The sequence below is a fragment of the uncultured Pluralibacter sp. genome (assembly GCF_913775985.1).
In the GTDB taxonomy this organism is placed as follows: domain Bacteria; phylum Pseudomonadota; class Gammaproteobacteria; order Enterobacterales; family Enterobacteriaceae; genus Pluralibacter.
Genome location: NZ_CAJYMB010000096.1, coordinates 133329 through 160188, shown reverse-complemented (window position 1 = coordinate 160188; position 26860 = coordinate 133329). Strand labels below are relative to the sequence as shown.

Annotated in this window: 26 protein-coding genes and 1 tRNA gene; 18 read left to right on the top strand and 9 right to left on the bottom strand. The window is 50.5% G+C overall.

Annotated elements, in window-relative coordinates:
- Position 1 precedes the first annotated feature (1 nt).
- From QZ766_RS11575 to QZ766_RS11500, 16 genes are all read left to right on the top strand, one after another.
- Positions 2–538 (top strand): spore coat U domain-containing protein, encoded by a 537-nt coding sequence (locus QZ766_RS11575; protein WP_297201963.1) that lies wholly within the window; start codon positions 2–4, stop codon positions 536–538.
- A 9-nt stretch (positions 539–547) separates the two neighbouring features.
- The gene (locus tag QZ766_RS11570) at positions 548–1327 is read left to right on the top strand and encodes a molecular chaperone (RefSeq protein WP_297201960.1); all 780 of its coding nucleotides are present in this window, start codon (positions 548–550) and stop codon (positions 1325–1327) included.
- A gap of 17 nt (positions 1328–1344) precedes the next feature.
- Complete coding sequence (locus QZ766_RS11565) at positions 1345–3774, top strand: fimbria/pilus outer membrane usher protein (protein ID WP_297201957.1); 2430 nt, start codon at positions 1345–1347, stop codon at positions 3772–3774.
- A complete protein-coding gene (locus tag QZ766_RS11560; RefSeq protein ID WP_297201954.1) occupies positions 3771–4721 on the top strand; it encodes a spore coat protein U domain-containing protein in 951 nt (316 codons plus the stop codon). The genes QZ766_RS11565 and QZ766_RS11560 overlap by 4 nt, the downstream gene beginning before the upstream one ends.
- A 1053-nt stretch (positions 4722–5774) precedes the next feature.
- On the top strand, positions 5775–6335 hold the full coding sequence (locus QZ766_RS11555) for a fimbrial protein (RefSeq protein WP_297201952.1): 561 nt from the start codon (positions 5775–5777) through the stop codon (positions 6333–6335).
- 62 nt (positions 6336–6397) lie between these two features.
- Entirely contained in the window at positions 6398–6955 is a 558-nt protein-coding gene (locus QZ766_RS11550; protein WP_297201949.1) for a fimbrial protein, read from the top strand.
- A gap of 110 nt (positions 6956–7065) precedes the next feature.
- Positions 7066–9498 (top strand): outer membrane usher protein, encoded by a 2433-nt coding sequence (locus tag QZ766_RS11545; RefSeq protein ID WP_297202320.1) that lies wholly within the window; start codon positions 7066–7068, stop codon positions 9496–9498.
- Positions 9499–9623: 125 nt separating this feature from the next.
- A complete protein-coding gene (locus QZ766_RS11540) occupies positions 9624–10379 on the top strand; it encodes a fimbria/pilus periplasmic chaperone (protein WP_297201946.1) in 756 nt (251 codons plus the stop codon).
- Positions 10380–10439: 60 nt separating this feature from the next.
- Positions 10440–11042, top strand: coding sequence for a fimbrial protein (locus tag QZ766_RS11535; protein WP_297201943.1), 603 nt, complete (start codon positions 10440–10442; stop codon positions 11040–11042).
- A complete protein-coding gene (locus QZ766_RS11530; RefSeq protein ID WP_297201940.1) occupies positions 11035–11571 on the top strand; it encodes a fimbrial protein in 537 nt (178 codons plus the stop codon). The genes QZ766_RS11535 and QZ766_RS11530 overlap by 8 nt, the downstream gene beginning before the upstream one ends.
- A 96-nt stretch (positions 11572–11667) precedes the next feature.
- Positions 11668–12102 carry a fimbrial protein gene (locus QZ766_RS11525; RefSeq protein ID WP_297201937.1) on the top strand — a complete coding sequence of 145 codons (435 nt, stop codon included), beginning with the start codon at positions 11668–11670 and terminating at the stop codon, positions 12100–12102.
- Between the two features lie 8 nt (positions 12103–12110).
- Positions 12111–12632: a fimbrial protein gene (locus QZ766_RS11520; RefSeq protein ID WP_297201933.1), complete on the top strand. Its 522-nt coding sequence runs from the start codon at positions 12111–12113 to the stop codon at positions 12630–12632.
- A gap of 9 nt (positions 12633–12641) precedes the next feature.
- Positions 12642–13163 (top strand): fimbrial protein, encoded by a 522-nt coding sequence (locus tag QZ766_RS11515; protein ID WP_297201930.1) that lies wholly within the window; start codon positions 12642–12644, stop codon positions 13161–13163.
- Between the two features lie 55 nt (positions 13164–13218).
- Positions 13219–14181, top strand: coding sequence for a fimbrial protein (locus QZ766_RS11510; RefSeq protein WP_297201927.1), 963 nt, complete (start codon positions 13219–13221; stop codon positions 14179–14181).
- A 116-nt stretch (positions 14182–14297) separates the two neighbouring features.
- Positions 14298–16091, top strand: coding sequence for an O-antigen ligase family protein (locus QZ766_RS11505; RefSeq protein WP_297201925.1), 1794 nt, complete (start codon positions 14298–14300; stop codon positions 16089–16091).
- A gap of 119 nt (positions 16092–16210) precedes the next feature.
- Positions 16211–17032 (top strand): LuxR C-terminal-related transcriptional regulator, encoded by an 822-nt coding sequence (locus QZ766_RS11500; protein ID WP_297201922.1) that lies wholly within the window; start codon positions 16211–16213, stop codon positions 17030–17032.
- Between the two features lie 628 nt (positions 17033–17660).
- Here QZ766_RS11500 and QZ766_RS11495 read toward each other — a convergent pair.
- Together QZ766_RS11495 and actS are read right to left on the bottom strand one after the other, a co-directional pair.
- Positions 17661–17734 (bottom strand) — tRNA-Gly (locus tag QZ766_RS11495).
- 83 nt (positions 17735–17817) lie between these two features.
- Complete coding sequence (gene actS / locus QZ766_RS11490; RefSeq protein WP_297201919.1) at positions 17818–18516, bottom strand: amidase activator ActS; 699 nt, start codon at positions 18514–18516, stop codon at positions 17818–17820.
- A gap of 242 nt (positions 18517–18758) precedes the next feature.
- On the opposite strand from actS, the gene idi reads away from it, so the two are divergent.
- Positions 18759–19298, top strand: coding sequence for an isopentenyl-diphosphate Delta-isomerase (gene idi / locus QZ766_RS11485; protein ID WP_297201916.1), 540 nt, complete (start codon positions 18759–18761; stop codon positions 19296–19298).
- Between the two features lie 50 nt (positions 19299–19348).
- Here idi and lysS read toward each other — a convergent pair whose 3' ends face one another.
- From lysS to xerD, 5 genes are all read right to left on the bottom strand, one after another.
- The gene (gene lysS, locus QZ766_RS11480) at positions 19349–20866 is read right to left on the bottom strand and encodes a lysine--tRNA ligase (protein ID WP_297201913.1); all 1518 of its coding nucleotides are present in this window, start codon (positions 20864–20866) and stop codon (positions 19349–19351) included.
- A 9-nt stretch (positions 20867–20875) separates the two neighbouring features.
- Positions 20876–21974, bottom strand: a protein-coding gene (gene prfB / locus QZ766_RS11475) for a peptide chain release factor 2 (protein WP_297201910.1) whose coding sequence is annotated in 2 segments (ribosomal slippage) — positions 20876–21898 and positions 21900–21974 — 1098 coding nt in all. Because the reading frame shifts where the segments join, the coding sequence is not laid out codon by codon here.
- 86 nt (positions 21975–22060) lie between these two features.
- Positions 22061–23794 (bottom strand): single-stranded-DNA-specific exonuclease RecJ, encoded by a 1734-nt coding sequence (recJ, locus tag QZ766_RS11470; RefSeq protein ID WP_297201907.1) that lies wholly within the window; start codon positions 23792–23794, stop codon positions 22061–22063.
- A 5-nt stretch (positions 23795–23799) separates the two neighbouring features.
- Complete coding sequence (gene dsbC / locus QZ766_RS11465) at positions 23800–24513, bottom strand: bifunctional protein-disulfide isomerase/oxidoreductase DsbC (RefSeq protein WP_297201905.1); 714 nt, start codon at positions 24511–24513, stop codon at positions 23800–23802.
- A gap of 22 nt (positions 24514–24535) precedes the next feature.
- Complete coding sequence (gene xerD / locus QZ766_RS11460) at positions 24536–25432, bottom strand: site-specific tyrosine recombinase XerD (RefSeq protein ID WP_297201902.1); 897 nt, start codon at positions 25430–25432, stop codon at positions 24536–24538.
- Between the two features lie 98 nt (positions 25433–25530).
- Between xerD and fldB the strand changes: the two genes are divergently transcribed.
- Positions 25531–26052, top strand: coding sequence for a flavodoxin FldB (gene fldB, locus QZ766_RS11455; protein ID WP_297201899.1), 522 nt, complete (start codon positions 25531–25533; stop codon positions 26050–26052).
- Positions 26053–26074: 22 nt separating this feature from the next.
- On the opposite strand, the gene QZ766_RS11450 is transcribed toward fldB, so the two are convergent.
- Together QZ766_RS11450 and sdhE are read right to left on the bottom strand one after the other, a co-directional pair.
- Positions 26075–26482 carry a protein YgfX gene (locus QZ766_RS11450; RefSeq protein WP_297201896.1) on the bottom strand — a complete coding sequence of 136 codons (408 nt, stop codon included), beginning with the start codon at positions 26480–26482 and terminating at the stop codon, positions 26075–26077.
- Positions 26463–26729, bottom strand: a complete 267-nt coding sequence (gene sdhE, locus QZ766_RS11445) for an FAD assembly factor SdhE (RefSeq protein WP_297201894.1) — start codon at positions 26727–26729, stop codon at positions 26463–26465. Before sdhE ends, QZ766_RS11450 begins: the two co-directional genes overlap by 20 nt.
- Positions 26730–26860: the final 131 nt, after the last annotated feature.

Genomic DNA, 26860 nt, shown 5'->3' with positions numbered 1-26860 from the left:
CATGCTCAATGTTCCGGGGAAACAGTCTTTATTACTCTGCTTGCTGCTGGTGTCATTACAGCTGGTCGCCGGTACCGCCAGCAGAACATTCCAGGTTTCGGCGGTTATTACAGGCGGCTGCGCGCTCGGTAGCGGATCTGAAGGGAATAACGATGCCCAATTCGGCACTATTAATTTTGGCGAACGCTCCGCTATTCCCTCAAATATCGACGTTGCCAGCAGCAGGGGAGCGGGCTCGCTGATCGTGACCTGCACACCCGGGATCGGAGTGACTCTCTCTCTGGATTACGGGCTGAACGGGGGGAACAGCAGCGCCAGGTATCTGATTAACGGCTCGGGCAGCAGAAAGCTGGCCTATCAGCTTTATCAAGATGCCGGCCATAGCAGCATATGGGGCACGGGCGCTCAGGCGAAAACCATCGCCTCTTTCCCTGCCGGCTCGCGAATGTATACCGTGTATGCCCGATTATTTTCAGTGAGCACGCCTCCGCCTGCCGGTACTTACACCGATACCGTGACCGTCACATTAACCTATTGAATCAATAATATGAAAATACTGCTATTCACTGTCTGCTGTATTTTGCTGGCAGCTATTCAGCCCGTAAAAGCAGCAAGTTCTGTTCTGGTCTGGCCTATATATCAGGTTATCGATGCCGATCAGAAAGGGTCCGCGCTATGGCTTGAAAATCGGGGAGCGACTCCGGTAAGGCTGCAGGTCCGCATCCTGGACTGGAAGCAGCAAAACCAGCAAGAAAGCTATGCGGAACAGGGCACGGTGGTTGCCAGCCCTCCGTTTGCAACGATTGAGGCGGGAAAAAGACAGTTAATACGGCTAATTCGCATTAATCCAGTTGCGCCAGGGACTGAACGCGCTTTTCGTATTCTTATTGATGAACTCCCCGCTGCCGCGACAACCGCTAACAGCGCATTTACGGGGCTTAAGCTGCAGGTGCGTTATGTGCTGCCGTTATTTCTCAACGGCGAGGGAATATGGAGCCGCGAGCGCAGCGATAAAGGCATTGATACCTCCCGACTCAGCGGGCCAGAGCTTAGCTGGAGCATCACCCTCATTAAAGGAAAACCGTTCCTGACCGTTGCGAATCGCGGACGCATTCACGCCCGGCTGAGCAACGTTTTTTGGGGCCGCAGCAACAATCCTGATACCGCGTTACTCAATCTTTCCCGCGGTTTTTTGGGGTATGTGCTGCCGGGACAGAGTATGCGCTGGCCGCTGCCGGAGGGGAAAAGCGCGCCGGGCAGAGAAGGAATGCTCTATGCCCAGCTGGCTGACAACCAGCCGGCGGTACAGATCCGTCATGCACAATAGCCAAAGCGAGGGAATGCATGAGCGTAATCACTCAGGGAAGGCGCGGCTGTTTTTTATCGTTAAACGTTATCTTCCTGGCGCTGCAGCCATCGTGGGGCTTCGCACAAGAGTACGCCGCGCTATCCGCTATACCGCGTGCACAGGACATTACCTCTGAAACCACGCTCTATCTGCGTTTAGTGGTCAACGGGCAAGAGGATAGTGAGATCGTTCCGGTTACTGTCCGCAAAGATCGCTACAGGGTCGAAGCGGGGGTGCTGGCGCGTAATCATGTCAAAACGGGACAACAGCAAAGCGGGCTGGTTGAGGTAGACAGCCTGCCGGAGGTTAGCGTCGACTATGAGGCCGCCAGCCAGCAGCTGCGGCTTACCGTTCCCGATAGCTGGCTTCCCGAGCAAAAGATTGGCGGCGATCCGCTTCTCTCTTATTCGGCACCGCAGGGAAATACCGGCCTGCTATTCAATTATGACTCCTACTATCTTGATGCCTATCGGGGCAGCCGCACGCTGACAACCTGGATGGAACAGCGCTTTTTCAGCAAGGCCGGCGTGGTATCCAACACCGGGACTTATCGCATAACCAGCCATTCAGGTAATGAGGGGGATGCTGCGAATCGCGGCTACCTTCGCTATGACACAGAGTGGCGCTACAGCGATGAGGCGAACATGGTGAGCTGGCAGGTTGGGGATTTCGTCAGTAACGCCCTGACCTGGAGTAACTCAGCCCGCATGGGCGGCCTGCGCGTAAGTCGTAACTTCACCATTCGCCCCGATCTTGTCACCTATCCTTTAATGCAGTACAGCGGTACGGCTGCCGTTCCGGGGACCGTTGAATTGTTCATCAATGGCTATAAAAGCAGCAGCAGCACGATCAACGCCGGGCCTTTTACGCTGACTAACGTGCCCTATATCAACGGCGCGGGAGAGGCCACCGTTGTCACAACCGACGCCCTGGGACGCCAGGTTACGACAAACGTGCCTTTCTATGTTTCTAATACCCTGCTGCGCGATGGCTTAAGTGATTTCGATGCTTCCTTCGGTTCTCTGCGTAAAAACTATGGCACTGAGAGCGCAAGTTACTCAGACACCGTTTTTAGCGGCCTGTACCGCTACGGCCTGAATAACTGGCTAACGCTTTCAACACATGCGGAGGGAATGCGGGGACTTGGCCTGGGCGGATTGGGTTCCGACGTCGCCGTCGGCCACTGGGGAACATTCAGCTCTTCTTTCAGCAAAAGCCATAGTCAGAAAAAAGAGGCTCCCGGACAGACAGCGCGCCACGGTGACGGCAGTCAATATACGCTGGGATACGCCTATTACTCCTCCGTATTTAGCATTGCCGCCCAGCACGCCGCCCGCAGCCGCGCGTTCCAGGATCTTCTGGTCCATACCGAGAATAGCCAGATGAGCACCCGCGCCGATCAAGTCACCTTCAGCGCAGCGCCTTTTGGCAGCGGTCACGGCACACTCGGGCTCGGCTATTTTGATATTCGCGCCCATGACGGTACCCGCACGCGCCTCGGAAATCTCTCGTACACCCAGTCGCTGTGGGACAGCAGCAGCCTCTATCTGGCGCTGAATAAAACGTTCAGTGATAGCGGATATAGCGCGCAGATACAGCTGATTGTGCCTTTCGCTAATGGCAGCAACGCGACCGGCAGCGTTCAGAGAGATTCACGCGGAAGATACTCAGAACGGATGACCATCAACCGCGCTGTGCCTACGGATGGCGGCATGGGATGGGATCTCGCCTGGGGCGCAGGCAGCACCCAATATCGCCAGGCCAATCTCGCCTGGAAAGGTCAGTCAGCCATGATGCAGGGCGGTATTTGGGGAGAGTCGGGCAGATATAACCGCTGGGGCGATCTCAGCGGCTCGCTTATCTATATGGATAACGCCCTGTTTGCAGCCAATCGAATAAATGATGCGTTTATTGTGGTAAATACCAACGGCTATGCGGATATTCCGGTGCGTTATGAGAATCAGCTTATCGGTAAAACAAACGGGCGTGGACACATCCTGGTGCCCTGGGCCAGCGCATGGTACCCGGCCAAAATTGAAATCGACACGCTCGATCTGCCTGCGAATGCGGATGTTTCGGAAGTAGAAAAGCGCGTAACGGTGCGGGAGGGCAGCGGCTCGCTGGTGACATTCCCGGTGCAGATAGTCAGAGAAGCGAATATCACGCTGACCGACAGGCACGGCACTCCTCTTAAGGTGGGTACGCCTGTCACCGAGCTGCGCAGCGGGCAAAGCACGCTTATTGGCTATGGCGGCCAGGTCTGGTTCAGCCATCTGCACAGCGAAAGCGAGTTACTTATTCATCTTCCTGACGGCATCGAATGCCGTAAGACATTTACGCTGCCGCAGGCCGCAAACGGTATTTATCGCGCCGGACCGTTAGCTTGCCCATTCTCTTCTCCAGAGTCGCAGGAACCCGAACAATGAAAACCCTCTTTTTTACCGCGCTGGCGCTGCTGGTGCTTTTTCTCAATTTCTCCGCGCAGGCGGCCTGTTCGGCCCATTCGAGCAGCTCCTCATTTGGTAGCAAAAGCTCCTTCGAGCTTGCCAGCAGCGCTCAATCCATACAAACCGGCAGCGGTTTCAACTGTTCCGGTAGCCTGCTTGCGCTAGCCAGTACCAACACCGTTACGGGGACGATTGCGGCCAGCGCCAATGCAATAGGGAATCAGCCGCAGTTATATAATGCAGCCTCGGGCAGCAGCATTCCCTATACCATTTGCAGGGATACGTCGTGCAGCGCGACTTATCGCGTTGGTGAAAGTATCAACTGGAGTTCGACCTCTTTAATTGGGCTGTTAGGGTTGTTTAACGCCAGCGATGGCAGCCTTCCCTTTTATTTACGCACGGCGACTGGCGTCAATGTCCCTGCGGGAATATATACCGATACCATTACGGTAAACTGGCGATACCGCATCTGCTTTGCAGGTATTTTGGGGGTTTGCCTGTATGACACAGGAACGGCGTCATCGACCATTAATGTGACGCTGACAGTGAACAATGACTGCTATATCAACAATGCCCCGGATGTTGATTTTGGTACAGCGGCCCTGCCTGGCGCATTTCCAGTTATCACCAACGCGCTGAATATTCGCTGCACCCGGAACGCCGCCTATAGCGTAAATCTGACCGGGAGCTGGCCAATGTCTGGCAGCTGGCGACGAATGGCGTCCACCGTCAACGGACAGCGCTACTACCTTCAGTACCAGCTCTACAGGCAGGACGGCAGCATGTGGGGCGAAAATAATAACCTTCGCGTTACAGGAACCGGCAATGCGCAAACCATTCCCTACCGGGCGAGAATTAACCCGGTGCAGGCTAATCAGCCCGCAGGGCGCTATTCAGATACTATTACAGTGACAGTAAGCTACTAATGATGAGTTTGTTTTGGGGTTTCTGCGACGGTTATGGGACCTGACCTCGCCGCGGTCACGTATGTAAGCAAGCTTTATGGAATTTCATTACTTACCACATGCTCCAGCCTGCGAATTTAATCTTGCGGGCCAGCAAATGCACAGCTCAACATGTCACGAATGCCTGGTCACGCAATACGTATTTGTCAGAGTAGAGCGGTAGGCTGATCCCCCTACCCGCTTTATTTCCTACCTTCTTTGCAATAAGCCTGGTAAGTAGTAAGTATTTTTACTGCCTAAATCCGGCCTTTTTGCGCAAATTTTAAACAACAATATGAGTTGTTAAGAACAATAAAAAAATTAACAACCGTACCATTTTAGGAAAAATCTCTGATCTCTATTTTTATAAATACTCCTGTCTCTAAAAACCATAAGAAATATCCCGTGATAAAAACGGTACATTATCTTAATTTTCGTTTATTTTTTACGCTGAAAAAACACGCAATTTTTGTGAAAAAATACAATCTATTATGTTTATTTATGGTTATATACATGTCAAATAAACGATAAAATAAGATAAATTACTTATATATCAATGCAATGTCGTTAGATCAAAAAATGATTATTTAGGCATTTATTCGAAAATTGATGTAGACGCATATTTTCGGTTTTTAGGGGTAAATAGATCAATAATTACGCTAATTAGGTTGTTTATCTATATTCATAAACACTAAAAAACATAAATAGGTTTTTATACTGCAGCAACATAGCTCTATAGCTTAAAGAACTAAATGTTACAGTGAGTATAAGATTGTTTTATAAATTTTCACTTTAAAATCATGCAGTTATAAAAATTCATAATGTTCTGAATCAAGGTTTGACAGATCTTAGCCACATTTCCAAAATATCCCCCACTTAAGGCGTTAAATATTTAAATCACACGCCGTGAGATGACATTAAATAAACATTAGTTGCGATGTGAAACTCTCTCTCTATTTCACATCGTGGTGTCTTAAGCCTGCGCGGAATAAATAAATAACCGCAAAAATGTTTTAATTACTCTAAAGGAAAAAAATGAACGTATCTAAATTAGTAGTGGCAATGGGTCTTGGTATGGCGCTGGTATCCGGTGCTGCAATGGCAGAGGACGCAGCTCCAGCTGCGCCTGCCGATCAGGGTCACGGTACTGTTAAATTCACCGGTTCTATTATTGATGCTCCTTGCTCCATTGCTCCGGGTGAAAACGGTGAGCAGGTTGTTGACCTGGGTGAAGTATCTAAAAAACTGATGGAGAACGGCGGTACTTCTACTCCGAAAAACTTCGAAATCAAACTTGAGCAGTGCGATATTTCTGACGGTAAAAGTAACGTAACCGCGACCTTTACCGGTGCGGCATCTTCCCTTAACGCCGACCTGCTGGGTATTACCGGTACTGCAAAAGGCGCCTCTATCGCTATTACCGACGGTTCTGGCCAGCTGATTAAACTGGGCAGCCCGTCTCCTGCCCAGAAACTGCAGAATGGTAACAACACTCTGGAATTCTCTGCTTATCTTCAGGGCAGCACGACTTCCGGTACTGAAGTTGTCCCGGGTAGCTTTACTTCTGTTGCCGATTTTACACTGGCTTATCAGTAAGCAAATTTCCGGGCGCGGCTGCGCCCGGAATTTTAATATTAAAGAGTCTTCACGGCGGGGCAATGGCCAAAAAAACTACCTACGCTATTATGCTTGCTTCCATACTGTCATGGATCTCACTGGCTGATGATATAACCGCATTTGCAGCAGCGCCAGATAATCAGGGATATATTCGTGTAGGAATGAAAGGAAGTATTATAGATACCCCCTGTAATATTACAGGACCGGATGAAGACCAAATTGTCGACATTGGTGTTGAACCTGTGGGAGATATTATTCACAACGGCAGAGGATCTCAGCGTGCATTCAGCATTAGCCTGGTAAATTGTTCCCTAAAGTCGTCGACACCCTGGCTTCCAGATGCCTCACGCTTTCAAATAACGTTCGATGGTAAAAGTGACGGGACGCTGTTTGGTATTGATGGCAATGCTTCGGGAGTGGGTTTGGAAATTATCGATGCGGAAGGAAATATTGCTATTCCCGGTACGCCACTGCCTACAGAGCAGCTTCTGACCGGTGATATGCAGCTGAATTATATCCTCAGGCTGGTTGGCGATCGCCATCGTCTACATGCGGGAAACTATCACTCAACTATACGTTTTAAAATTGAGTATAACTAAAAGACGGGGCATTCATGCATTTGCATCGTATTACGCGCAGCCCATATAGCAACCGGAGGCGCGTATTGCTGAGAAGATTACGACCTGTAGCATTCGGTGTTTTATCCGTTCTGTTTTTTAATCGCTATGGTTGGGCTGCGAGTAATATTGAATTTAATACCGATGTACTTGATGTAAAAGAGCGTAGCCAGATAGATTTAAGTCAATTTTCTCAGGCTGGCTACGTTATGCCAGGTGATTACCAGATGGTTATTCGAATTAATAAAAATGAGATCCCTGAGCAAACAATTTCCTTTTTCGCCCCTGATGATAATCCCAAAGGCAGTGCAGCCTGCCTGACCCCTGACATGATCAAACAGCTGGGGTTGAAAGTAGATTCAGAAAAAAGCCTGCGCTGGTGGCACAACAACCAGTGTCTGGATGTCACCTCGCTGTCAGGCGCTGAGGAACGCGCCGATCTGGGTGAAGGTGCTTTATATATCAGTATGCCTCAGGCGTATCTGGAATATACCGCTGAGAACTGGGACCCTCCGGCACGCTGGGATAACGGGATCCCCGGAATTATTGCCGACTACAATGTGAACGCGACCTCTACACACCAGTCGCAGCAGGGAAACGATAAAGATATGAGCGGCAACGGTGTAGTCGGTATGAACCTTGGCCCCTGGCGGCTGCGGGCTGACTGGCAGGCACAGTATGAAAAAAGCGCCGGTGAGCCCGCGCAAAAAGACTGGACCTGGAGTCGTTATTATCTCTATCGGGCAATATCTTCATTACGGGCAAAACTGATGGTGGGTGAGGATTATCTGAGGTCGGATTTGTTCGATAGCTTCCGCTTCACCGGCGGCGGTTTGACATCGGAAGACGATATGCTGCCGCCTAACCTGCGGGGCTATGCGCCTGAAGTGACCGGGGTAGCGAAAACCAATGCCAAAGTCACCATCAGCCAGCAGGGTCGGGTGATTTATGAAACCATGGTGGCCGCAGGTCCGTTTCGCATTCAGGATTTAAATACCGCCGTCACCGGGAAACTGGATGTCAAAATTAAAGAGCAGGACGGCAGCGAACAAACGTTTCAGATAGACACCGCTAATATCCCTTATCTGACCCGCCCGGGAAGGGTGCGTTACAAGGTCTTTATCGGTAAACCCTCTGACATTGACCACCACACGCAGGGGCCCGACTTTACCAGCGGTGAGTTCTCATGGGGGATCAACAGCGGCTGGTCGCTGTACGGCGGTTCACTGCTGGCAGGTGATTATAATGCGCTGGCGCTGGGGATTGGGCGTGATTTACTGATGCTGGGTGCTATCTCATTCGATGTTACCCAGTCGCGCGCAAAACTTCCGGAGTCCAGTACGAAAAAAGGCGGTTCGTACCGGGTCAGTTATTCGAAAAGATTCGATCGCTATGACAGCCAAATTACGTTTGCTGGCTATCGATTCTCTGAACGTAACTTTATGACTATGTCGCAATATCTGGACGCGCGCTACCACGATGCAAGTAATATTGGCAGCGGCAAGGAGCTGTACACCGTCACGTTTAATAAGCAGTTTCGTGAACTGAATTTAAGCGCCTATGTGAACTATAGCCATCAGACATACTGGAATCAGTCGTCAAGCGATACCTGGAACCTTTCTTTATCTGATAGCTTCGATTTAGGACGCTTTAAGAATGTCAATTTAAGCTTGTCAGCCTATCGTTCTGAGTATGAAGGCATTAAAGATGACGGTATGTATGTTGGGCTGTCATTGCCCTGGGGAAATAGCGGAACCATTGATTACAACGGCCAGTTTAACCGGGGAAAATCGACGCACAGCGCCAGTATTTATGATCGGATTGATGACAATAACAGCTATCGGTTACGGGCCGGGATGTCTAATGACGGAACATCATCTGGCAGTGGCTATATTACGCACGAGGGCGATCTGGCGGAAGTGGATGCCAACGTCAGCTACAGCGGCAGCGATTATAGTGCCGAAGGGATCACCGTACAGGGCGGCCTTACGGCCACCGCCCACGGCGTGGCGCTCCATCGCGCCGGAACGGTTGGCGGAACGCGTATGCTGGTAGATACCGATGGTGTTAGCGGCGTACCTATTCGCGGCAACAGCGGTCTGACCTATACCAACGTCTTTGGTAAAGCCGTCATCGCCGATATTAGCGATTATTATCGCAACAGCATTAACGTCGATCTTGACCATCTGCCGAACAATATCGATGCAACGCGATCGGTTGTACAGGGGACATTAACAGAAGGCGCTATCGGATACCGTAAATTTGGTGTTGTTGCCGGCCTCAAAGCAATGGCAGTTATTAAACTGGCAGATGGGTCCGTACCGCCTTTTGGCGCAATTATCATTAATGAAAATGAATCCCGCACAGGTATTGTTAATGAAGACGGCGACGTCTGGTTAACTGGCATCAATCCTGGCGAAACGATGTCCGTAAGCTGGAATGGAGCAGCGCAATGTCACATTGTGATCCCCAAAAAATTACCGCAAGAAATTACTTCGACTCTGCTTCTTCCTTGCGAGAGGTAAGCGATAAAGAAGAATCGAAAGGTTATTTTATAGTAGTCTGGGCAGCGAGTTGTCTTTCGCTTTTTTGTATTCTGAGTTATTTATTTATCTGAACATGATTCTGCAAACCGCAGTTAGGTATACATATGAACGTCTCTAAAAATAAAGTGTGTCTCACTTTTTGTGCAATAGCTTTAAATCTTGCTGTAACAACAAATGCACATGCGGCTATTGCACTGGATCGCACCAGGGTTGTCTTTAATGGCGCAGATCATTCAGAAAGCCTTAATATCACCAATCAAAATAAAACGCTGCCTTATCTGGCCCAGGCCTGGGTCGAAGATGCTCAGGGTCAGAAACTCACCCATCCGCTGCTGGCTCTACCTCCGCTACAGCGTGTTGAGCCGGGAGCCAAGAGTCAGATTAAAATTCAGGCAACTCCTGATATCAATAGCCTGCCGCAGGATAAAGAGAGTCTTTTCTACTTTAACGTCCGTGAAATTCCGCCTAAAAGCAGCAAACCTAATACTCTGCAAATTGCCCTTCAGACGCGTGTAAAACTGTTCTACCGCCCTGCGTCACTGGCAATATCTCCCGATGATAATAATGTTTATCAAAAACAAATTACGCTTGTAAAAGAAGGTGACCACTACGTCATCAATAATCCAACTGGCTACTTTGTTACTATTATTGGGGCAGCCACAACGGATAAATCTCATGATGTGGCAGGATTTAAACCCGTAATGATTGAACCTAAAGAGCACGAAGAGATGGGCGGCAGCGCAGCAGCGCTGGGTGCACATCCGCATTTAATGTTTATCAATGATTACGGCGGACGTCCGCAGCTGGTGTTCAACTGCTCAGGAAATACATGCTCAGTCGCAAGCATGTTGCAGGGTTAAATATATCCAGATTAAATGTCACTGATTAATATTACAGTTAAGCAGCAGGTGAGAAGTCTAATGACATATAACAAGCAGTGGCCACCACTCACTATGTACATACATGTTATGTTATGCATTGTTATTTTCACCTGCGCCTCTGCCCGGGCGGATGACTGGAATGTAGAAGGCGAACATGGGGAGCTTCATGTCTACGGCGCCTTAACTGAAGGTGCATGCCAGATAAATATGGAATCCAGAGATCAGCAAATCGATCTGGGTTATATTTCAAACAGCGCTTTGCGTCATCCTGGCGACAGTGGGAAACCGGTTTATTTTGAGATTAAACTCGACCGCTGCATCCGCTCTGGCGGCGTGCAAACCGACCGCTACAAAGGCGGACTGGTCTGGGACTCGCAGCAGCCGGTAGTTACCCTCTCGTTTCTGGCTCAATCCGATCCGGCTATGCCGACATTAATTAAAGCTAATGGTATTAGCGGTCTCGGACTGCGTATTGAAGACAGCCTGCATCGTACGGTAACCCCTGGCGAACGCGGAGAACCGCTGTTCCTGACTCCGGGGAGTAACGTCCTGGCGTATACAGTAACGCCTGTACGTACCGAAGGGCTGCTTACGACCGGTTTTTTCCAGGCGACAGTAAATTTTCAGGTCAATTATGATTAAATTCACGCATTCTGATAATAAAGGCCCAGTGACTGCAACACTGTTCGGCATCCTGCTCTTTTGCGTAAGTTTACCGGCAATGTCTACGCCTATGGCACTGAAAAAAGGAGAGTCGGCGAATATGAATATCCATATAACCGGCACTCTGATTGTAAAAGAGACGTGCGACATTATTGACCCCATAAATGTGGAGTTCAACGACGTATATATTGAAGAAATTAATAATAAAACCTATAAAGAAAAAGCGAATTATAAAGTAAGATGTTCTGCGGGTGCAAAGGACAAAACAATAAATGTGAGATTTAATGGTCTTGCTTCAAATTATGATCCATCACAATTCTCTACCAACATCAAAGGGCTTAGCCTAAAATTATTTAGTGATGATAAACAAATAAAACCAGGCGGTTCAAGTACACTTTATACAGATAACTCATCTAACCTGACTATTGAACTCTCAAAACAAGATGGAGTAACTCTTCCTGAAAAAGAATTTAGCGCACAAATCATATTAATTACAAAATTGGATTGAGCGGTCCCAGTGAACACATACATTAAAAACATCAGACTTACCATATTTTATGCTTTGGCTGCATCACTATTTATATCTTCCTGTTTCCTGGAGACAATGGCCGCGGACAATCCCACTGGAGCACTATTAACCGTTCATGGAACATTACGAAAAATACAGTGTTCATTCGGTGACAAGCCTATCTCCGTAGAGTTTGGCGAAGTCTATATAGGACAAATAAATGGTGATAACTATAACAAGCCTATTGACTATACGCTGAACTGCCCTGCAGATGTTAAAGGAGTAACCTTGCATATGAAGATATCCGGCGCAGCGAGCAATTTTGATTCGCAGCTTTTAAAAACAGATGTTCCCGGCCTGGCTATTAAACTTTTAAATAATAGCCAACAAATCAAGCCAGATGAAGACTTTATTATTAGTGAAGATGCTCCACCAAAGCTTAATGCAGTGCTTGTTCGTGATAGTGCACAAAAATTACCTGATGGTAAAGAATTCAACGGCACCGCAACATTAACAACAGAGTGGCAATAGGAAATATCATGTATAGCTTTTGCTGTAGATACTCTTTATTCAGAGTTCTGTCTTTAGTTGTAGTGACCTTACTTATTACAACACACTCCGTCTGGAGCGCAGAGTCTCAAGGAGCATCGGCTAACGTCAGCTTTCACGGCATTCTCAAACATTTCCCTTGTCATATTAATGACGATCAGTTGGTTGAAGTTCATTTTGGGAAAATCGGTATAAATAAAATAAACGGTGAGAACTATCTTCAAAAAATCGATTATACCATTACCTGCGATGGCGACGATCCCGTCGATGATATGATGTTAAGCGTCAACGGTGCCGTAAGCATTTTCGATACTGCAGCTTTGCAAACTGACATCCAGGATCTGGCTATTCGGTTATATGAGAATGGTAAACCGCTGGAGATTAACAAACCTATTACTATCGATCCTGCACACCGTCCGGAGTTGACTGCGGTTCCTGTAAAAAGAACTGATACAGATATCACAACCGGTGATTTTAAAGTGATTGCTACTCTTTTAGTTAATTATCAGTAAGGGAACGTCGTGTCCAGATTATGGTTTTCAGCAACGCTTATCGTATTCAACTGTGTAATAACATCTGTTAAAGCGGCAGACAATCTACGTATGGATGGTACGCTGGTAGCAGAACCTTGTAGCCTGGATGCTAAAGCAGCGGACGTCAGTGTTGACTTTAAAAATATTATAGATAAAGCGCTTTATGCAAATACCAGGACCCCGGGGCAAGCTTTCGCGATCGATCTGACCGACTGCGATCCTTCAATGGGAAAAAAAGTGAGCGTTATTTTTAAAGGACAGGAAGACAACGCTTTACCTGGACTACTCGCTATCACAGGAACCGCTAAAGGAGTTGCTGTAGGCATTGAGACAGAAAGTGGACAACCTGTAGAAATTAATAAAAGCATCCTCGAATTCCCTATCGATCGCCCAAATCTACATCTCGTATTTCAGGGATATGTGCAGGGTGAACCCGATGCTTTAACTAATCATCAGATTGTCGTCGGTGCATTTAGCAGTATCGCTACTTTTGAGCTTGATTATCCATAGAGTGTTCAAAACACTAATCTGCAAGGGCATCTTTTATTATTGATGAGATATCAGAATGACAGCTTATATTAAATATTATCTTTATAACGTAAGAAAAATGGTGCCTTTGCTTTGTGCTTTGATTGGATTTTTTTTAATATCAACGCCATTTTCTGCTCATGCAGGTATCTATGGTATGCCCATGCCAGATGCGCCCTGTCCCAATGGCTCAGTAGACGTTGCAAGTAATGGCGTATGCAAACCTAACAAACCTGGCAGTATTATTGGCGCTCGTTCAATATGGAGTGGGAAAGAAAGCACCAGTCAGTATATGTATTCCGGGTTCGATGTATATGTCCCTGTTGATGGACTCTGGTCAGTTGTAGCCCATATTTGTGATGCAAACTCCGGAGCAAGCTGTACGTTAAGCAACTCTATCGCTACAGTTCGATCCAGTAAATCAGTCAAACTAGTTTCAAATAAAACTGTCAACGCCCAAAACCCGGACTTTGGTGGAGGTGCAGGGCCAACGATGCCTAACGCCATAAGAATTTGCTACACTTTCGTGACACCTGATGGACACGAGTGGGCAGCATCAGCTGATCGTACGTGCCAGGATGCCAGAATGTTACCTGAAGAACCTCAAATCTGCGCTATCAACAGCGGTAATAATTTGGATGTCTCGTTAGGAACGCTGGAATCAGATAAAATCTCAACCGTACCTAATTCCAGTGATGCGGTTAAGAAGAGTATTTCCATACAATGTCAGGGAAATGCATCCCTTAATGGCAAGATAACCTTCAAATTCACACCGATTACAATATCAGGAAACTCCGTAATTCTGTCTACCAACCCAGGGATTGGTGTAGCTTTATTTTATCAGGACAAACTTGTTAAACCAGACACTGCTTTTGACTTAACTGTTCCTAATGGAGGTGCAAACATTAATCTTGGTTTCCAGGGAATAAAAGATGACACTAAATCACTAACCGGTGGTGATTTCAGCGCGGATGCAGTGATGATTATTACCCAACAGTAAAGCATGATGTCATTTTAAATGAATTGACAGTCGGGCATCTTACTACAATTGCCCATTTTATTAACCACAGCAGCCATAACGCAATAACTCAGGCTGTATTGTCAGGTGGCTATTTTGTGAAGCTTTATCTGAATCAGCACTTTACTTACAGTACAAATGCTGGAAAAAATCCCGCAACTGAAAATAAATTAATATACCAGGTAACGACTATAATCCTGACAATTTGGCTGGTAGCCGGTTTGTTGATTTATTTACCCGATAACGGTGGTAGCGGCCTGGCATTACCTTTTAACATCATCAGCTGGTGCGTTATGGCGCTGGTATCATTATGGCTGGCGTTTCGTTTGCCCACTTTTGTGCTGGAACCCGTGGTATCAATGCCGACCATGCGCCTGTTACCCTTGGGAGCGCTCCTCTGGTCGCTGCCGCTGTGCTGGTCCCCATCGAAAAGTGCCATGCTGGAGAGTTTGCCGCACGTTATGGCCCTGTGGGGACTGCTGTGTTTTCTTTGGCTATTACGACGTTTGCCTTTGAGCAAAATACAGCGGCGGGGATTTTTACTGATAGTTGCCGCTGCCGCATTTCTCCAGGCCGCATTTGGCTTTGTCCAGGTGGCATACCTTAATCACGTATTACAGGCCACATCACATTCTGCCGGCTACACGCGCCTGCTTGGTATTTTTCAACAGCCTAATGTTCTCGCCTCTTTCGTGGCCACAGGGATCGTTAGTCTGGTGATAAGCCAGCATAAAGGCGCTCTGGCGAATTTCGCCCTGCTTTTTATGGCATTTGTGCTGGTACTGATTCAGAGCCGCGCGGGATGGATTGGCACCACCTTTGGAATGCTATTTATTGTCATTTCATCCCTGCAGCGTGACGGACAGACGCGCCAGCTCTTCACCCCCTTTTTCTTTGTTGCTACTGGCGTATTTATCGCCTATACGTGGCAACACGGTTGGCTCAACCCGCTGTTAACTACTCTCTTTCCGGGTGTTAACTTTTCAAAACTCTCTAATGCATTTGTTCTGGTGAATAAGACTGGTTCTACGCTCGAGCGCTGGGCAATAATTAAAACCACCTGGCAAATGATTCTGCACCACCCTTTTTTAGGAACGGGCTACGGCGGATTTGAACCGGCATTTACCCATCAGGCACAACAAAGCGGCGGTCCTTTTGTCAGCGCAATATTAACGCACCCGCACAATGAAATTCTTTATGCCTGGTCAGAAGGCGGGTTACCCGCCCTGGTTGGGCTGCTGCTGATGGTTAGCGATATCATCTGGATGCTGTGGCGCAGAGGGGGCTGGCGTTGGGAAGGTTTAGCACTTTTAACGCCCTTAATCTGTCATATCAATCTTGAGTATCCCCTCTATTTATCGGTGCCTCATGCACTTACGTTGGTAATATTGCTAAATACCTCTCTGGCACCGTCCAGCTTCACCGCTCTTAAAAATAGAGAGTTGCCTCTTCTGATTAAAAATATCACAGCAAACCATATTCGCTGGGGCATTATTGCGATAAGTCTGAGTGTACTATTTTTTATGATTGGTGCTTTACAAACTCAGCAGCAACTCACGGCGGTTGAAAGAGGCGGGTTGATTACATTGTTGCCTGAAAGTGGAGAAAGTGTTGAATCAACGTTGTGGAATAAATCAAGCCAATATCAGCGCCTAGATTATGACAAGCATATTGCCTTACTAGTACATTATAACATGACCCACGACATTAATGATCTAAAGGATTTTGATCGTTGGGCGACGAATTATCTTTCACGGCACAATGATGCTAATGTATATTTGAGTGAATTAAAGATTTACTCCGCTATTCACCCCAGACTTTATAAACTGATATGCCTGAAAGCACACAATATCTGGCCAAGAAGCATAAATTTTAATTGCGATGGGAAATAATGCTAATAGCTTACTATCCTTTTGCGCTCTCGCCCCATTTGTTAGAACTTTGTTAATAACAGATTTGAGTTCTGATTTTATTTGTAATTAAATTCCCAATTAACTTCTGGATTGAAAAGATGAACAGAAAGAAGAGCTTATCGGAAAGTGTTATCCCGGTAGATGTTATAGGCGTTTGTCCACCAGAAAGCTATTCCGATCAAAGAACGATCAAAACGAACGCTTTGTTGAATCATGAATCAGAAAACAGTTCTGATAAATGGTTATCTCAGGGCGTAGTAAGTCAGCCACAACAAAAGTGGAAAAACATTGCTATTATCTCCAGAAACAGTATCGCTATTGATGGTATCCGTGCAATTTATCGTTCACTATGCCCACTTCGGGTGCAGATATTTAATGACACGAGAATGCTCCACAGTACTGTCTTAATTGAAAAAAGCTTTATTCCTGATGTTGTTATCTGGATAGATTCACGCAGTGAAAGTCTAAAAAATATGGCTGCATTAATTATTCAGTTAAATAGAAAGCTGCCAGCACTTCAGCAGCTTATCATCACGGAGTGTATTCCTTCTGATTTTTCTTTCCTTCCCAGAGGCGTTCGAATAGTCTCTTTGTCAGCGCCGGTTGTTGAGATAAAAAAGTTAATGCTTTCATCCCTTGCGTCACCAGATAAAGCAGTTAATTTATTTCCTAAACGTTTTATGACTCCAGGGCAATGGCGCATTATAAAATTATTAGTAAAAGGTCTCTCCGCCAAGGAAATAGCAAAAGCAATTTCCATCAGTCCAAAAACCGTATGGGGACGAGAAGAAGAGGTCATGCGCTCTCTTAATATAGACAGTCACGTTCATAAGGCATGGTTCTACCGCAGCGTTGATGAAGTACTTAAAATGATACCTGGTCTGCGTAAAATTTGTCGTTCGGGTATTGCCGGAGATTAACACTTGAATGGTTCGATATGCCAGGTACTGGCTATCGGCTTTATAAATTATAAAAGTACAATAATTTTAAGAGCTGGATATTTTACTTCAATTTAGCATGCTCGATCTTGATTTATGCCCTAAATAATTCGAGTTGCTGCTCAAAGCATCCCTGATGCTTTGAGCAGCGCTTGCGCTGACCCTGTAAGGGTGAGGCCGCAGGTCGAATAACGCGGCAAGTGAGTGAATCCCCGAGAGTTTGACTTCCGTAAGTGACCAGGGTACGTCGCAAAACGACGGATCTTTAGGGATGAGCCGAGTAACGCAGCCAACGCCCAAGCGGCTTGAAGTATGACGGGTATATATTGATATCCAATTGTATTACTTCATCCTGTTCGGCTTGCCTGGCCATTTAGTAATTTCTCTTTACCTCTGCAAATTAACAAAGCAATTACCCCTGCAGAAGCCATACGCTGCGGGCGCATCGTTTTGCCTACGCGCGGGAAGAAATTGTCGAGCCGGTATCTCATGAGAACATCCGGGCCTTACCGCAAACGAGAGGACGTCACCGCACGCACACGGCAGATTATCAGAGAAGCATCTGAAATAAGTCGAATTATGGGGTTTTGGCGTTGCAGAGGTGCGTAACTGGAGCGGGCGAAGGGAATCGAACCCTCGTATAGAGCTTGGGAAGCTCTCGTTCTACCATTGAACTACGCCCGCGGGGGAAGTGCGAGGAACATTATAAACCTCGCACCCGCGCTGACAAGCATTAAAATGCGGCTAACTGATGATAAATCCGTCAGTTAGCATTTGGGCCTGCTGCCCTGCGGCGGCAGGTAGCGCTGCGGGTCGATAGCGGTCGCTCGATAACGGATCTGGAAGTGCAGGCGTACGGAATCCGCATCGGAGCTGCCCATGGTGGCGATTTGCTGCCCTGATTTTACCGACTGCCCGTTATTGACCATCAGCTTATCGTTGTGCGCATAGGCGGTAATATAGTCCTCGCCGTGCTTAATCATGATCAGATTGCCGTAGCCGCGCAGCTGGTTGCCAACGTATACCACTTTTCCCGCGCCGGCCGCGTAAACCGGCTGGCCGCGCGAACTGGCGATATCGATGCCTTTGTTGCCGCCGTCCGCCGTTGAATAGGGCAGAACAACTTTACCGCTGGCCGGCCAGCGCCAGCAGCGCTGGCCCACAGGCGGCCATGAGGACTGCGGAACCGCAGAGGATGGCAGCACAGTCTTCGCGGTGCGGGTTGCGGATTTTGTAGCCTTTTTGGCCGAATTAAGCACGAGCTTCTGCCCGATTTCAATCGTGTAGGGCGGTGAAATACCGTTGAGGCGCGCCAGATCTTTAACGCTGGTGCCGGTCTGACGCGATATGCCATATAGCGTGTCGCCGCGCTTAACGGTGTAGGTGGCATCGGAAGAACGGCTGGCGCATCCGGTTAGCATCAGGGCCAGCGTCAGGCAGAGTATCGCGGAAAAGCGGTTTATCATCGGGCATCCTGCAGCACGTTATATCCTCATTTGAAGCACATATACCCTGGATAATTCAGGCTGCGCGCCTTCAGGCAGCTCAGATTATTCAGGGCACAGAAGTCCTATGATAACAGGCCACTGCCGAATGCCAATGCCCCCGGCACATCTCATTAACAGCCAATCATAATATTAAGCACGCAACAATGAACGCGTTTAATGACATTGATATACACTATTAACATTCGACCTGAGAGGATGTTATGGAGCATGTAATTTTACTCGACGCGCAAGGTACACCTTGCGGAACTCAGGAAAAGTATGCGGCACACCACAGTCAAACGCCGCTGCACCTTGCCTTCTCCTGCTGGCTGTTTAACGACAGGCAACAGCTGCTGCTTACGCGGCGGGCGCTGGGGAAAAAGGCGTGGCCCGGCGTGTGGACCAATTCCGTGTGCGGCCATCCGCAAACCGGAGAACTGTTTGAGCAGGCCATCGCCCGCCGCTGCCAGTTTGAAATTGGCGTCGCCGTTGCGGACATTACGCCGGTTTTCCCTGATTTTAGCTACTGCGAAACCGACAGCTCAGGGATCGTTGAAAACGAACGCTGCCCGGTCTACGCCGCGCGCCAGCAGTCTGAGATTGAGGCCAATCCTGATGAGGTGATGGACTATCACTGGATTGCGCTGGACGATCTGCAGCAGGCTATCACCGCGGCACCGTTCATGTTCAGCCCGTGGATGCGCCAGCAGTTCAGCCACCTTCCTGCCCGCCAGCGCCTGAAGCAGTTTGCCGGGATATAAAAAAAGCCCCTTCGCACCGCGGTGCGAAGGGGCTTTTTAATCACTGAGCCTTATTTTACCGGGCGCAGGGCCGGGAACAGGATCACGTCGCGGATGGTGTGGCTGTTGGTGAACAGCATCATCATGCGGTCGATACCAATACCCAGTCCAGCGGTCGGCGGCAGGCCGTGCTCCAGCGCGGTCACGTAGTCTTCGTCGTAGAACATCGCTTCGTCGTCACCGGCATCTTTGGCGTTAACCTGATCCTGGAAACGTTCAGCCTGGTCTTCTGCGTCGTTAAGCTCGCTGAAACCGTTACCGATTTCACGGCCGCCGATGAAGAATTCAAAGCGGTCGGTGATTTCAGGGTTGACGTCGTTGCGGCGCGCCAGCGGGGAAACTTCAGCCGGGTATTCAGTAATGAAGGTCGGCTGAATCAGATGCGCTTCGGCAGTCTCATCGAAGATCTCGGTGATGATACGGCCCAGGCCCCAGCTCTTCTCAACGTGAATGCCCAGAGATTCGGCCAGTGCTTTAGCGGTGTCGAAGTTCTCCAGATCGTCGAGGTTAGTCTCCGGACGGTATTTTTTGATCGCTTCGCGCATGGTCAGCTTGTCAAAAGGCTTACCGAAGTCGAAAGTGTGCTCGCCGTAAGGGACTTTGGTGGTGCCCAGAACATTCTCGGCCAGAGTGCGGAACAGCGACTCGGTCAGTTCGATCAGGTCTTTATAATCCGCATACGCCATATAGAGTTCCATCATGGTGAACTCAGGGTTGTGGCGAACGGAAATACCTTCGTTACGGAAGTTGCGGTTAATTTCGAAAACGCGCTCAAAGCCGCCAACTACCAGACGTTTCAGGTACAGTTCCGGCGCGATACGCAGGTACATGTCCATGTCGAGGGCATTGTGGTGGGTGATGAACGGACGCGCGGACGCGCCGCCAGGGATAACCTGCATCATCGGCGTTTCTACTTCCATAAAGCCGCGCTCAACCATGAACTGGCGAATGCCGGCCAGGATGCGGGAGCGGGTCAGGAAGGTTTTGCGGGAGGTTTCGTTCGCAATCAGATCCAGATAGCGCTGGCGATAGCGGGCTTCCTGATCCTGCAGGCCGTGGAACTTGTCCGGCAGCGGGCGCAGGGCTTTGGTCAGCAGGCGCAGCTCGGTGCAATGAATGGAGAGTTCGCCGGTTTTGGTTTTGAACAGCTTACCGCGCGCCGCCAGGATATCGCCGAGGTCCCATTTTTTGAATTTTTCGTTATAGACGTCGTCTGCCAGATCGTCGCGGGCAACGTACAGCTGGATCTGACCGCCCATATCCTGCAGGGTAACAAAAGAGGCTTTACCCATAATGCGGCGAGTCATCATACGGCCGGCAACGGCCACTTCAACGTTAAGCGCTTCAAGCTCTTCGTTGGTCTTACTATCGAATTCAGCATGCAGTTGATCTGAAGTATGGTCACGACGGAAATCGTTCGGGAAAGCCACGCCCTGCTCACGCAGCGCCGCCAGCTTCTCGCGACGGGATTTCAGTTCGTTATTAAGATCAACTACTACGTCATCACCTTGCGATTGTTGTTCAGACATGTTGGTTCCTCATAATCCTGCTTTCAAACTTGCTTCGATAAATTGATCCAGGCTGCCGTCAAGCACGGCCTGGGTATTGCGGGTTTCCACTCCGGTACGCAGATCCTTAATGCGGGAGTCGTCCAGAACGTAGGAGCGGATTTGACTACCCCAGCCGATATCAGACTTGTTGTCTTCCATCGCCTGTTTTTCAGCATTTTTCTTCTGCGTCTCCAGCTCATAAAGCTTAGCTTTCATCTGCTTCATGGCCTGGTCTTTGTTCTTGTGCTGCGAGCGGTCGTTCTGACACTGCGTGACAAGACCTGTCGGGAGGTGGGTAATACGTACGGCAGATTCAGTACGGTTAACGTGCTGACCACCCGCGCCGGATGCGCGGTACACGTCAATACGCAGATCCGCCGGGTTAATTTCGATATCAATATCGTCGTCAACTTCCGGGTAGACAAACGCAGAGCTAAAGGAAGTATGGCGACGGCCGCCGGAATCAAACGGGCTCTTGCGCACCAGGCGGTGTACGCCGGTTTCGGTACGCAGCCAGCCGTAGGCGTAATCGCCGGCAATGCGGATAGTCACGGATTTAATGCCCGCAACCTCGCCTTCTGACTCTTCGATGATTTCGGTTTTGAAGCCGCGCGCTTCGGCCCAGCGCAGATACATGCGGGTCAGCATGCTGGCCCAGTCCTGCGCTTCGGTGCCGCCGGAACCGGCCTGGATATCCAGATAGCAATCGGCGCTGTCGTATTCGCCGGAGAACATGCGGCGGAACTCAAGCTGGGCGAGCTTGCCGTCAAGACCGTCAAGCTCGGCAACGGCTTCGTTAAACGTCTCTTCGTCGTCGGCTTCAACGGCCAGTTCAAGCAGGCCGGAAACGTCTTCCAGGCCCTGCGACATCTGGTCGAGGGTTTCAACGATGGCTTCCAGGGAGGAGCGCTCTTTGCCCAGCGCCTGCGCCCGATCGGGCTCGTTCCAGACGTCGGGCTGCTCAAGTTCGGCGTTTACTTCTTCGAGACGCTCTTTCTTGGCATCATAGTCAAAGATACCCCCGAAGAACGTTGGAGCGCTCGGTGAGGTCCTGAATGCGGTTTTTTACCGGATTGATTTCAAACATGGTCGGTTATCTTCTGCGCTTGTCAAAATGCGGTGTAAGAGCCCGATATTACCGGATCCGGGCCCTTTTTTGTAGAAAATCCTGCGCTAAGTTGGCCAGAGAGTGTCAATGATTATTTGCAGGCTGCGGTTGCCGCGAAACTCGTTTATATCGAGGCGATAGGCCAGCGTCACTTCGCGCACGCTGTTGTCCGGCCAGCGGGTGGTATCGACGTTAAACGCGATGCCGTCCAGCAGCGGTCCGCCGTCTACCGGCTCAACCATCACTTTCAGATGCCGCTCGCCCACCAGCCGCTGCTGGAGCAGGCGGAAACGCCCGTCAAACAGCGGTTCCGGGAACATCTGCCCCCAGGGACCGGCATCCCGCAGCATCTGCGCGACTTCCATGGTCATCTCCGGCCCCGACAGCGGGCCGTCTGATACTACTTCACCCTGCAGCAGCGCGGGATCGAGCCACTCGGTCACCAGCTCGCCGAAGCGGCGCTGGAACTCCTCGTATTTTGCCTCTTCCAGCGACAGACCTGCCGCCATCGCGTGGCCGCCAAACTTGATCATCAGCCCCGGATAAAGCGTATCCAGCCGCTCCAGCGCGTCGCGCATGTGCAGACCCTGAATTGAGCGGCCGGAGCCCTTAAGAGTACCGTCCCCCGCGGGCGCAAAGGCAATAACCGGGCGGTGAAAGCGCTCTTTAATCCGCGAAGCGAGGATGCCCACCACGCCCTGATGCCACTCGGGATGGTACATCGCCAGGCCGCCGGGCAGGGCTTCACCGCTGCGCTCCAGCTTCTCGCACAGGGTCAGGGCTTCAGCCTGCATCCCCTGCTCTATCTCTTTACGGGTTTGATTGAGGGCATCCAGATCGTTTGCCAGCTGGCGGGCCTCGCCGATGTTGTCGCACAGCAGCAGCGCCACGCCGACCGACATATCGTCAAGCCTGCCTGCCGCATTGAGGCGCGGCCCCAGCGCAAAGCCTAAATCGCTGGCGGCGAGCTTCTGCGCCTCGCGGTTGGAGACTTCCAGCAGCGCCTTAATGCCCGGCCGGCACTTACCCGCACGGATGCGGCTCAGCCCCTGCCAGGTGAGAATGCGGTTGTTGGCATCGAGCGGCACCACGTCGGCGACCGTGCCCAGCGCCACCAGATCCAGCAGCTCGGCGAGATTCGGTACGGCAATGCCCTGCTCTTCAAACCAGCCCTTGTCGCGCAGAAAAGTACGCAGGGCCAGCATCAGGTAAAAGGCAACGCCCACCCCCGCCAGCGACTTTGACGGAAAGGCGCAGTCGTGCAGGTTGGGGTTAACAATAGCTTCTGCCGCCGGCAGCGTTTCACCCGGCAGGTGGTGGTCGGTAACCAGTACCGGAATACCGAGGGCGTGGGCGCGATCGACGCCGCTGTGGGAAGAGATGCCGTTGTCGACGGTCAGGATCATCTGCGCGCCGCGGGCGTGCGCCTGCTCCACCACTTCCGGACTCAGGCCATAGCCATCTTCAAAGCGGTTGGGCACCAGATAGGCAACGTTATTACAGCCCAGCTGGCGCAGGGCCAGCACGCTCAGGGCAGTGCTGGTAGCGCCATCGGCGTCAAAATCCCCCACCACGATAATGCGCAGTCCCTCGCGGAAAGCCGCGTAGAGATGCTCAACGGCCTTTTCAACGCCGGTAAGCTGCTGCCACGGCAGCATGCCTTTGACGCTGCGCTCAAGATCCTCGGCGCGGGTCACGCCGCGGCTGGCGTACAAGCGGCGCAGCAGCGGCGGAAGCGTATCCGGCAAAACGATTGATTCATCCACGTCCCTGCGGCGAAGCTGTATCTCTTTTTTCACGCCTGTTATTTACCGCTGGTCTGTTTTTGATGCTGATCGAGGAACGCTTTCATTTCACGCGGCGCCTGGTATCCCGGGATCAGATAGCCGTCGCTCAGCACAACGGCAGGAGTGCCGGTCACGCCGAACTGCACGCCGAGCGCGTAGTGGTTAGCGATATTAATATCGCAGCTGGCAGGTTTAACGCCTTTGCCGCCCATCGCATCGTCAAAAGCCTTATTGCGGTCTTTTGCGCACCAGATAGATTTCATATCCTGCTCGGCCTGGCTCTCGATACCCTGGCGCGGGAAGGCGAGGTAGCGCACGGTAATGCCCAGCGCGTTATAGTCGCTCATCTCTTCATGCAGCTTGTGGCAGTAGCCGCAGGTAATATCGGTGAACACGGTAATAACGTGTTTTTCCTGCGGGGCTTTATACACGATCATCTCTTTTTCCAGACCGTTAAGCTTGCCCATCAGCAGCTGGTTGGTGACGTTAACCGGCTGAGCGCCGCTGACGTCATACATCGGCCCCTGGATAATGTGCTTGCCGTCTTCGGTGACGTACAGCACACCGCTGTTGGTGAGCACGGTTTTCATGCCCGCCACCGGCGAAGACTGGATATCGGAGCTCTGTACACCAAGCTTGGCCAGCGACTGGCGCACCGCAGCATCGTCTGCATGTGCAGTACCGGACAGCGCCGCTGCCAGCAGGGAAAACATCAATAAACCTTTTTTCATAATCCGTCCTGTATATTCAGCATCACGCGCGCGGGTGATGCTGTTGATGAAGTTGCCGCAGCCGCTCCGTGGCAACGTGTGTGTAGATTTGGGTGGTGGAGAGATCGCTGTGTCCCAGCAGCATCTGCACCACCCGCAGATCGGCGCCGTGGTTGAGCAGGTGCGTGGCAAACGCGTGCCGCAGCACGTGGGGAGAAAGCTTCTCGCTATCGATACCCGCCAGCACCGCGTAATGTTTAATCCGGTGCCAGAAGGTTTGCCGCGTCATCTGCCGGGCCCGCTGGCTGGGGAAAAGCACGTCGATGGAAACACCGTCCAGCAGCCACGGGCGACCGTGTTCAAGATAGTTTTCCAGCCAGTAAACGGCCTCTTCGCCCAGCGGCACTAGCCGCTCTTTGTCACCCTTACCAATCACCCGCACCACGCCCTGACGCAGGCTGATGTCGCTCATGGTAAGCCCGACCAGCTCGGTAACGCGCAGGCCGGTAGCGTACAGCAGCTCGAGCATCGCTTTATCGCGCAGCTCCAGCGGATTGTCCACCAGCGGCGCCTGCAACAGCCTGTCTACCTGCCCTTCGCTGAGATCTTTCGGCAGCCGCTGCGGCAGCTTCGGCGATGCCAGCTGCGCGCAGGGATCGTCGGCGCGTATTTTTTCACGATAAAAATGTTGAAAAAGACGGCGCATGGCGCTCAGCAGCCGGGCGGTACTGGTGGCCTTATAGCCGCCTTCCACCCGCTCTGCCAGCAGCTGCTGCAGGTCGCTGCCCTGCACGCTAGCGAGGGTCAGCTGATGGCGATCGAGCCACTCGACCAGCATAGTAAGATCGCGGCGATAGGCGCTGAGGGTATTTTCGGAGAGGTTTTTCTCCAGCCACAGCGCATCGAGAAACTGTTCAATTTGTACGAGATCCTGTTCCACATCGGCCTCTTACGGGTGCAATAGGGCCATTATGCCTTAAGGAAGCGCCTTTCTGATACACTAGCGCAAAGACAAAGCCTGTACTGAGAATTATCACTATGAAAATAGGTCTTTTTTACGGTTCTACTACCTGCTACACCGAAATGGCCGCCGAGAAAATTCGCGATATTATCGGCCCGGAACTGGTCACGCTGCACAATGTTAAAGATGACGCTCTGACGCTGATGGAGCAGTACGACGTACTTATCCTCGGTATTCCGACGTGGGATTTTGGTGAGATCCAGGAAGACTGGGAGGCGGTCTGGGGCCAGCTCGACGCGCTGAATCTGGACGGTAAAATTATCGCGCTGTACGGCATGGGCGATCAGATTGGCTACGGGGAATGGTTTCTCGACGCCCTCGGCATGCTGCATGACAAGCTGGCCCGCAAGGCGGTGACGTTTGTCGGCTACTGGCCGACGGAAGGCTATGAGTTCACCAGCCCCAAACCCGTTATTGCCGATGGGCAGCTTTTCGTGGGTCTGGCGCTGGATGAGACGAATCAGTACGAGCAGAGCGACGAGCGCCTGCAGCTCTGGTGCGAGCAGATCCTCAGTGAAATGACCGAGCACTTCTCCTGAGAAATAGCGCCTGACTGTGTAATTACGGCTGCGTCGGCTGCTGAAGCATGCGGCGCAGATCCCGCCACTCGCCGGCGTCCATGCTGTCCGCCGAAATCCACAGATGCGTTTTTTTGCGGTTATCTTCCCGCCGCAGGCGAAGCATCATGCCGCTGTCGAGCATCCACGGTTTGCCGAGAATTTGCCATTCGGTTTCCTGCCAGCGCAGGCGAGCGCCGATAAGCAGCTTAATTTCACCGTGGCTGGCGTTAATCCGCCGCTGGCTGCGCACGCAGTCAAACACCACCAGCGACAGCAGCAGCAGCCACACGGGCGTATAGCTCAGCGGCCACGGCATCATCAAAATTAATGCCGCGACAACGCCGTGCAGAAGCAGGGATATCCACTGCGCGCGCCAGGAGACGCGAAGATCAGATTGCCACAGGACCACGTTCCCGATTCCGTGTCTGAATAAGTTGCACCATCCGTTGCAGCTCTGCATCCGCAGGCTTACCGTGATTCATTAACCAGTTGAACAGGTCCGGGTCGTCATTTTCCAGCAGGCGTATAAACAGCGCCTTATCGCTGTCGCTCAGCGTGTCGTATTCATACTCAAAAAAAGGCATGATTGAAATATCAAGTTCGCGCATTCCGCGCCGGCACGCCCAGTGGATTCGAGACTTATTATTGATATCCATGTAGTCCTTCCTCAAAAAATGTCCCGCGTAGTTTAACGCGTTTTAAGTTCATTCTTTAAAGTAATATTGCTTATTGCGCATCATCTCCAGACTAAAACCGCATTTTCAGTATGGTTTACATTATTTTTCAT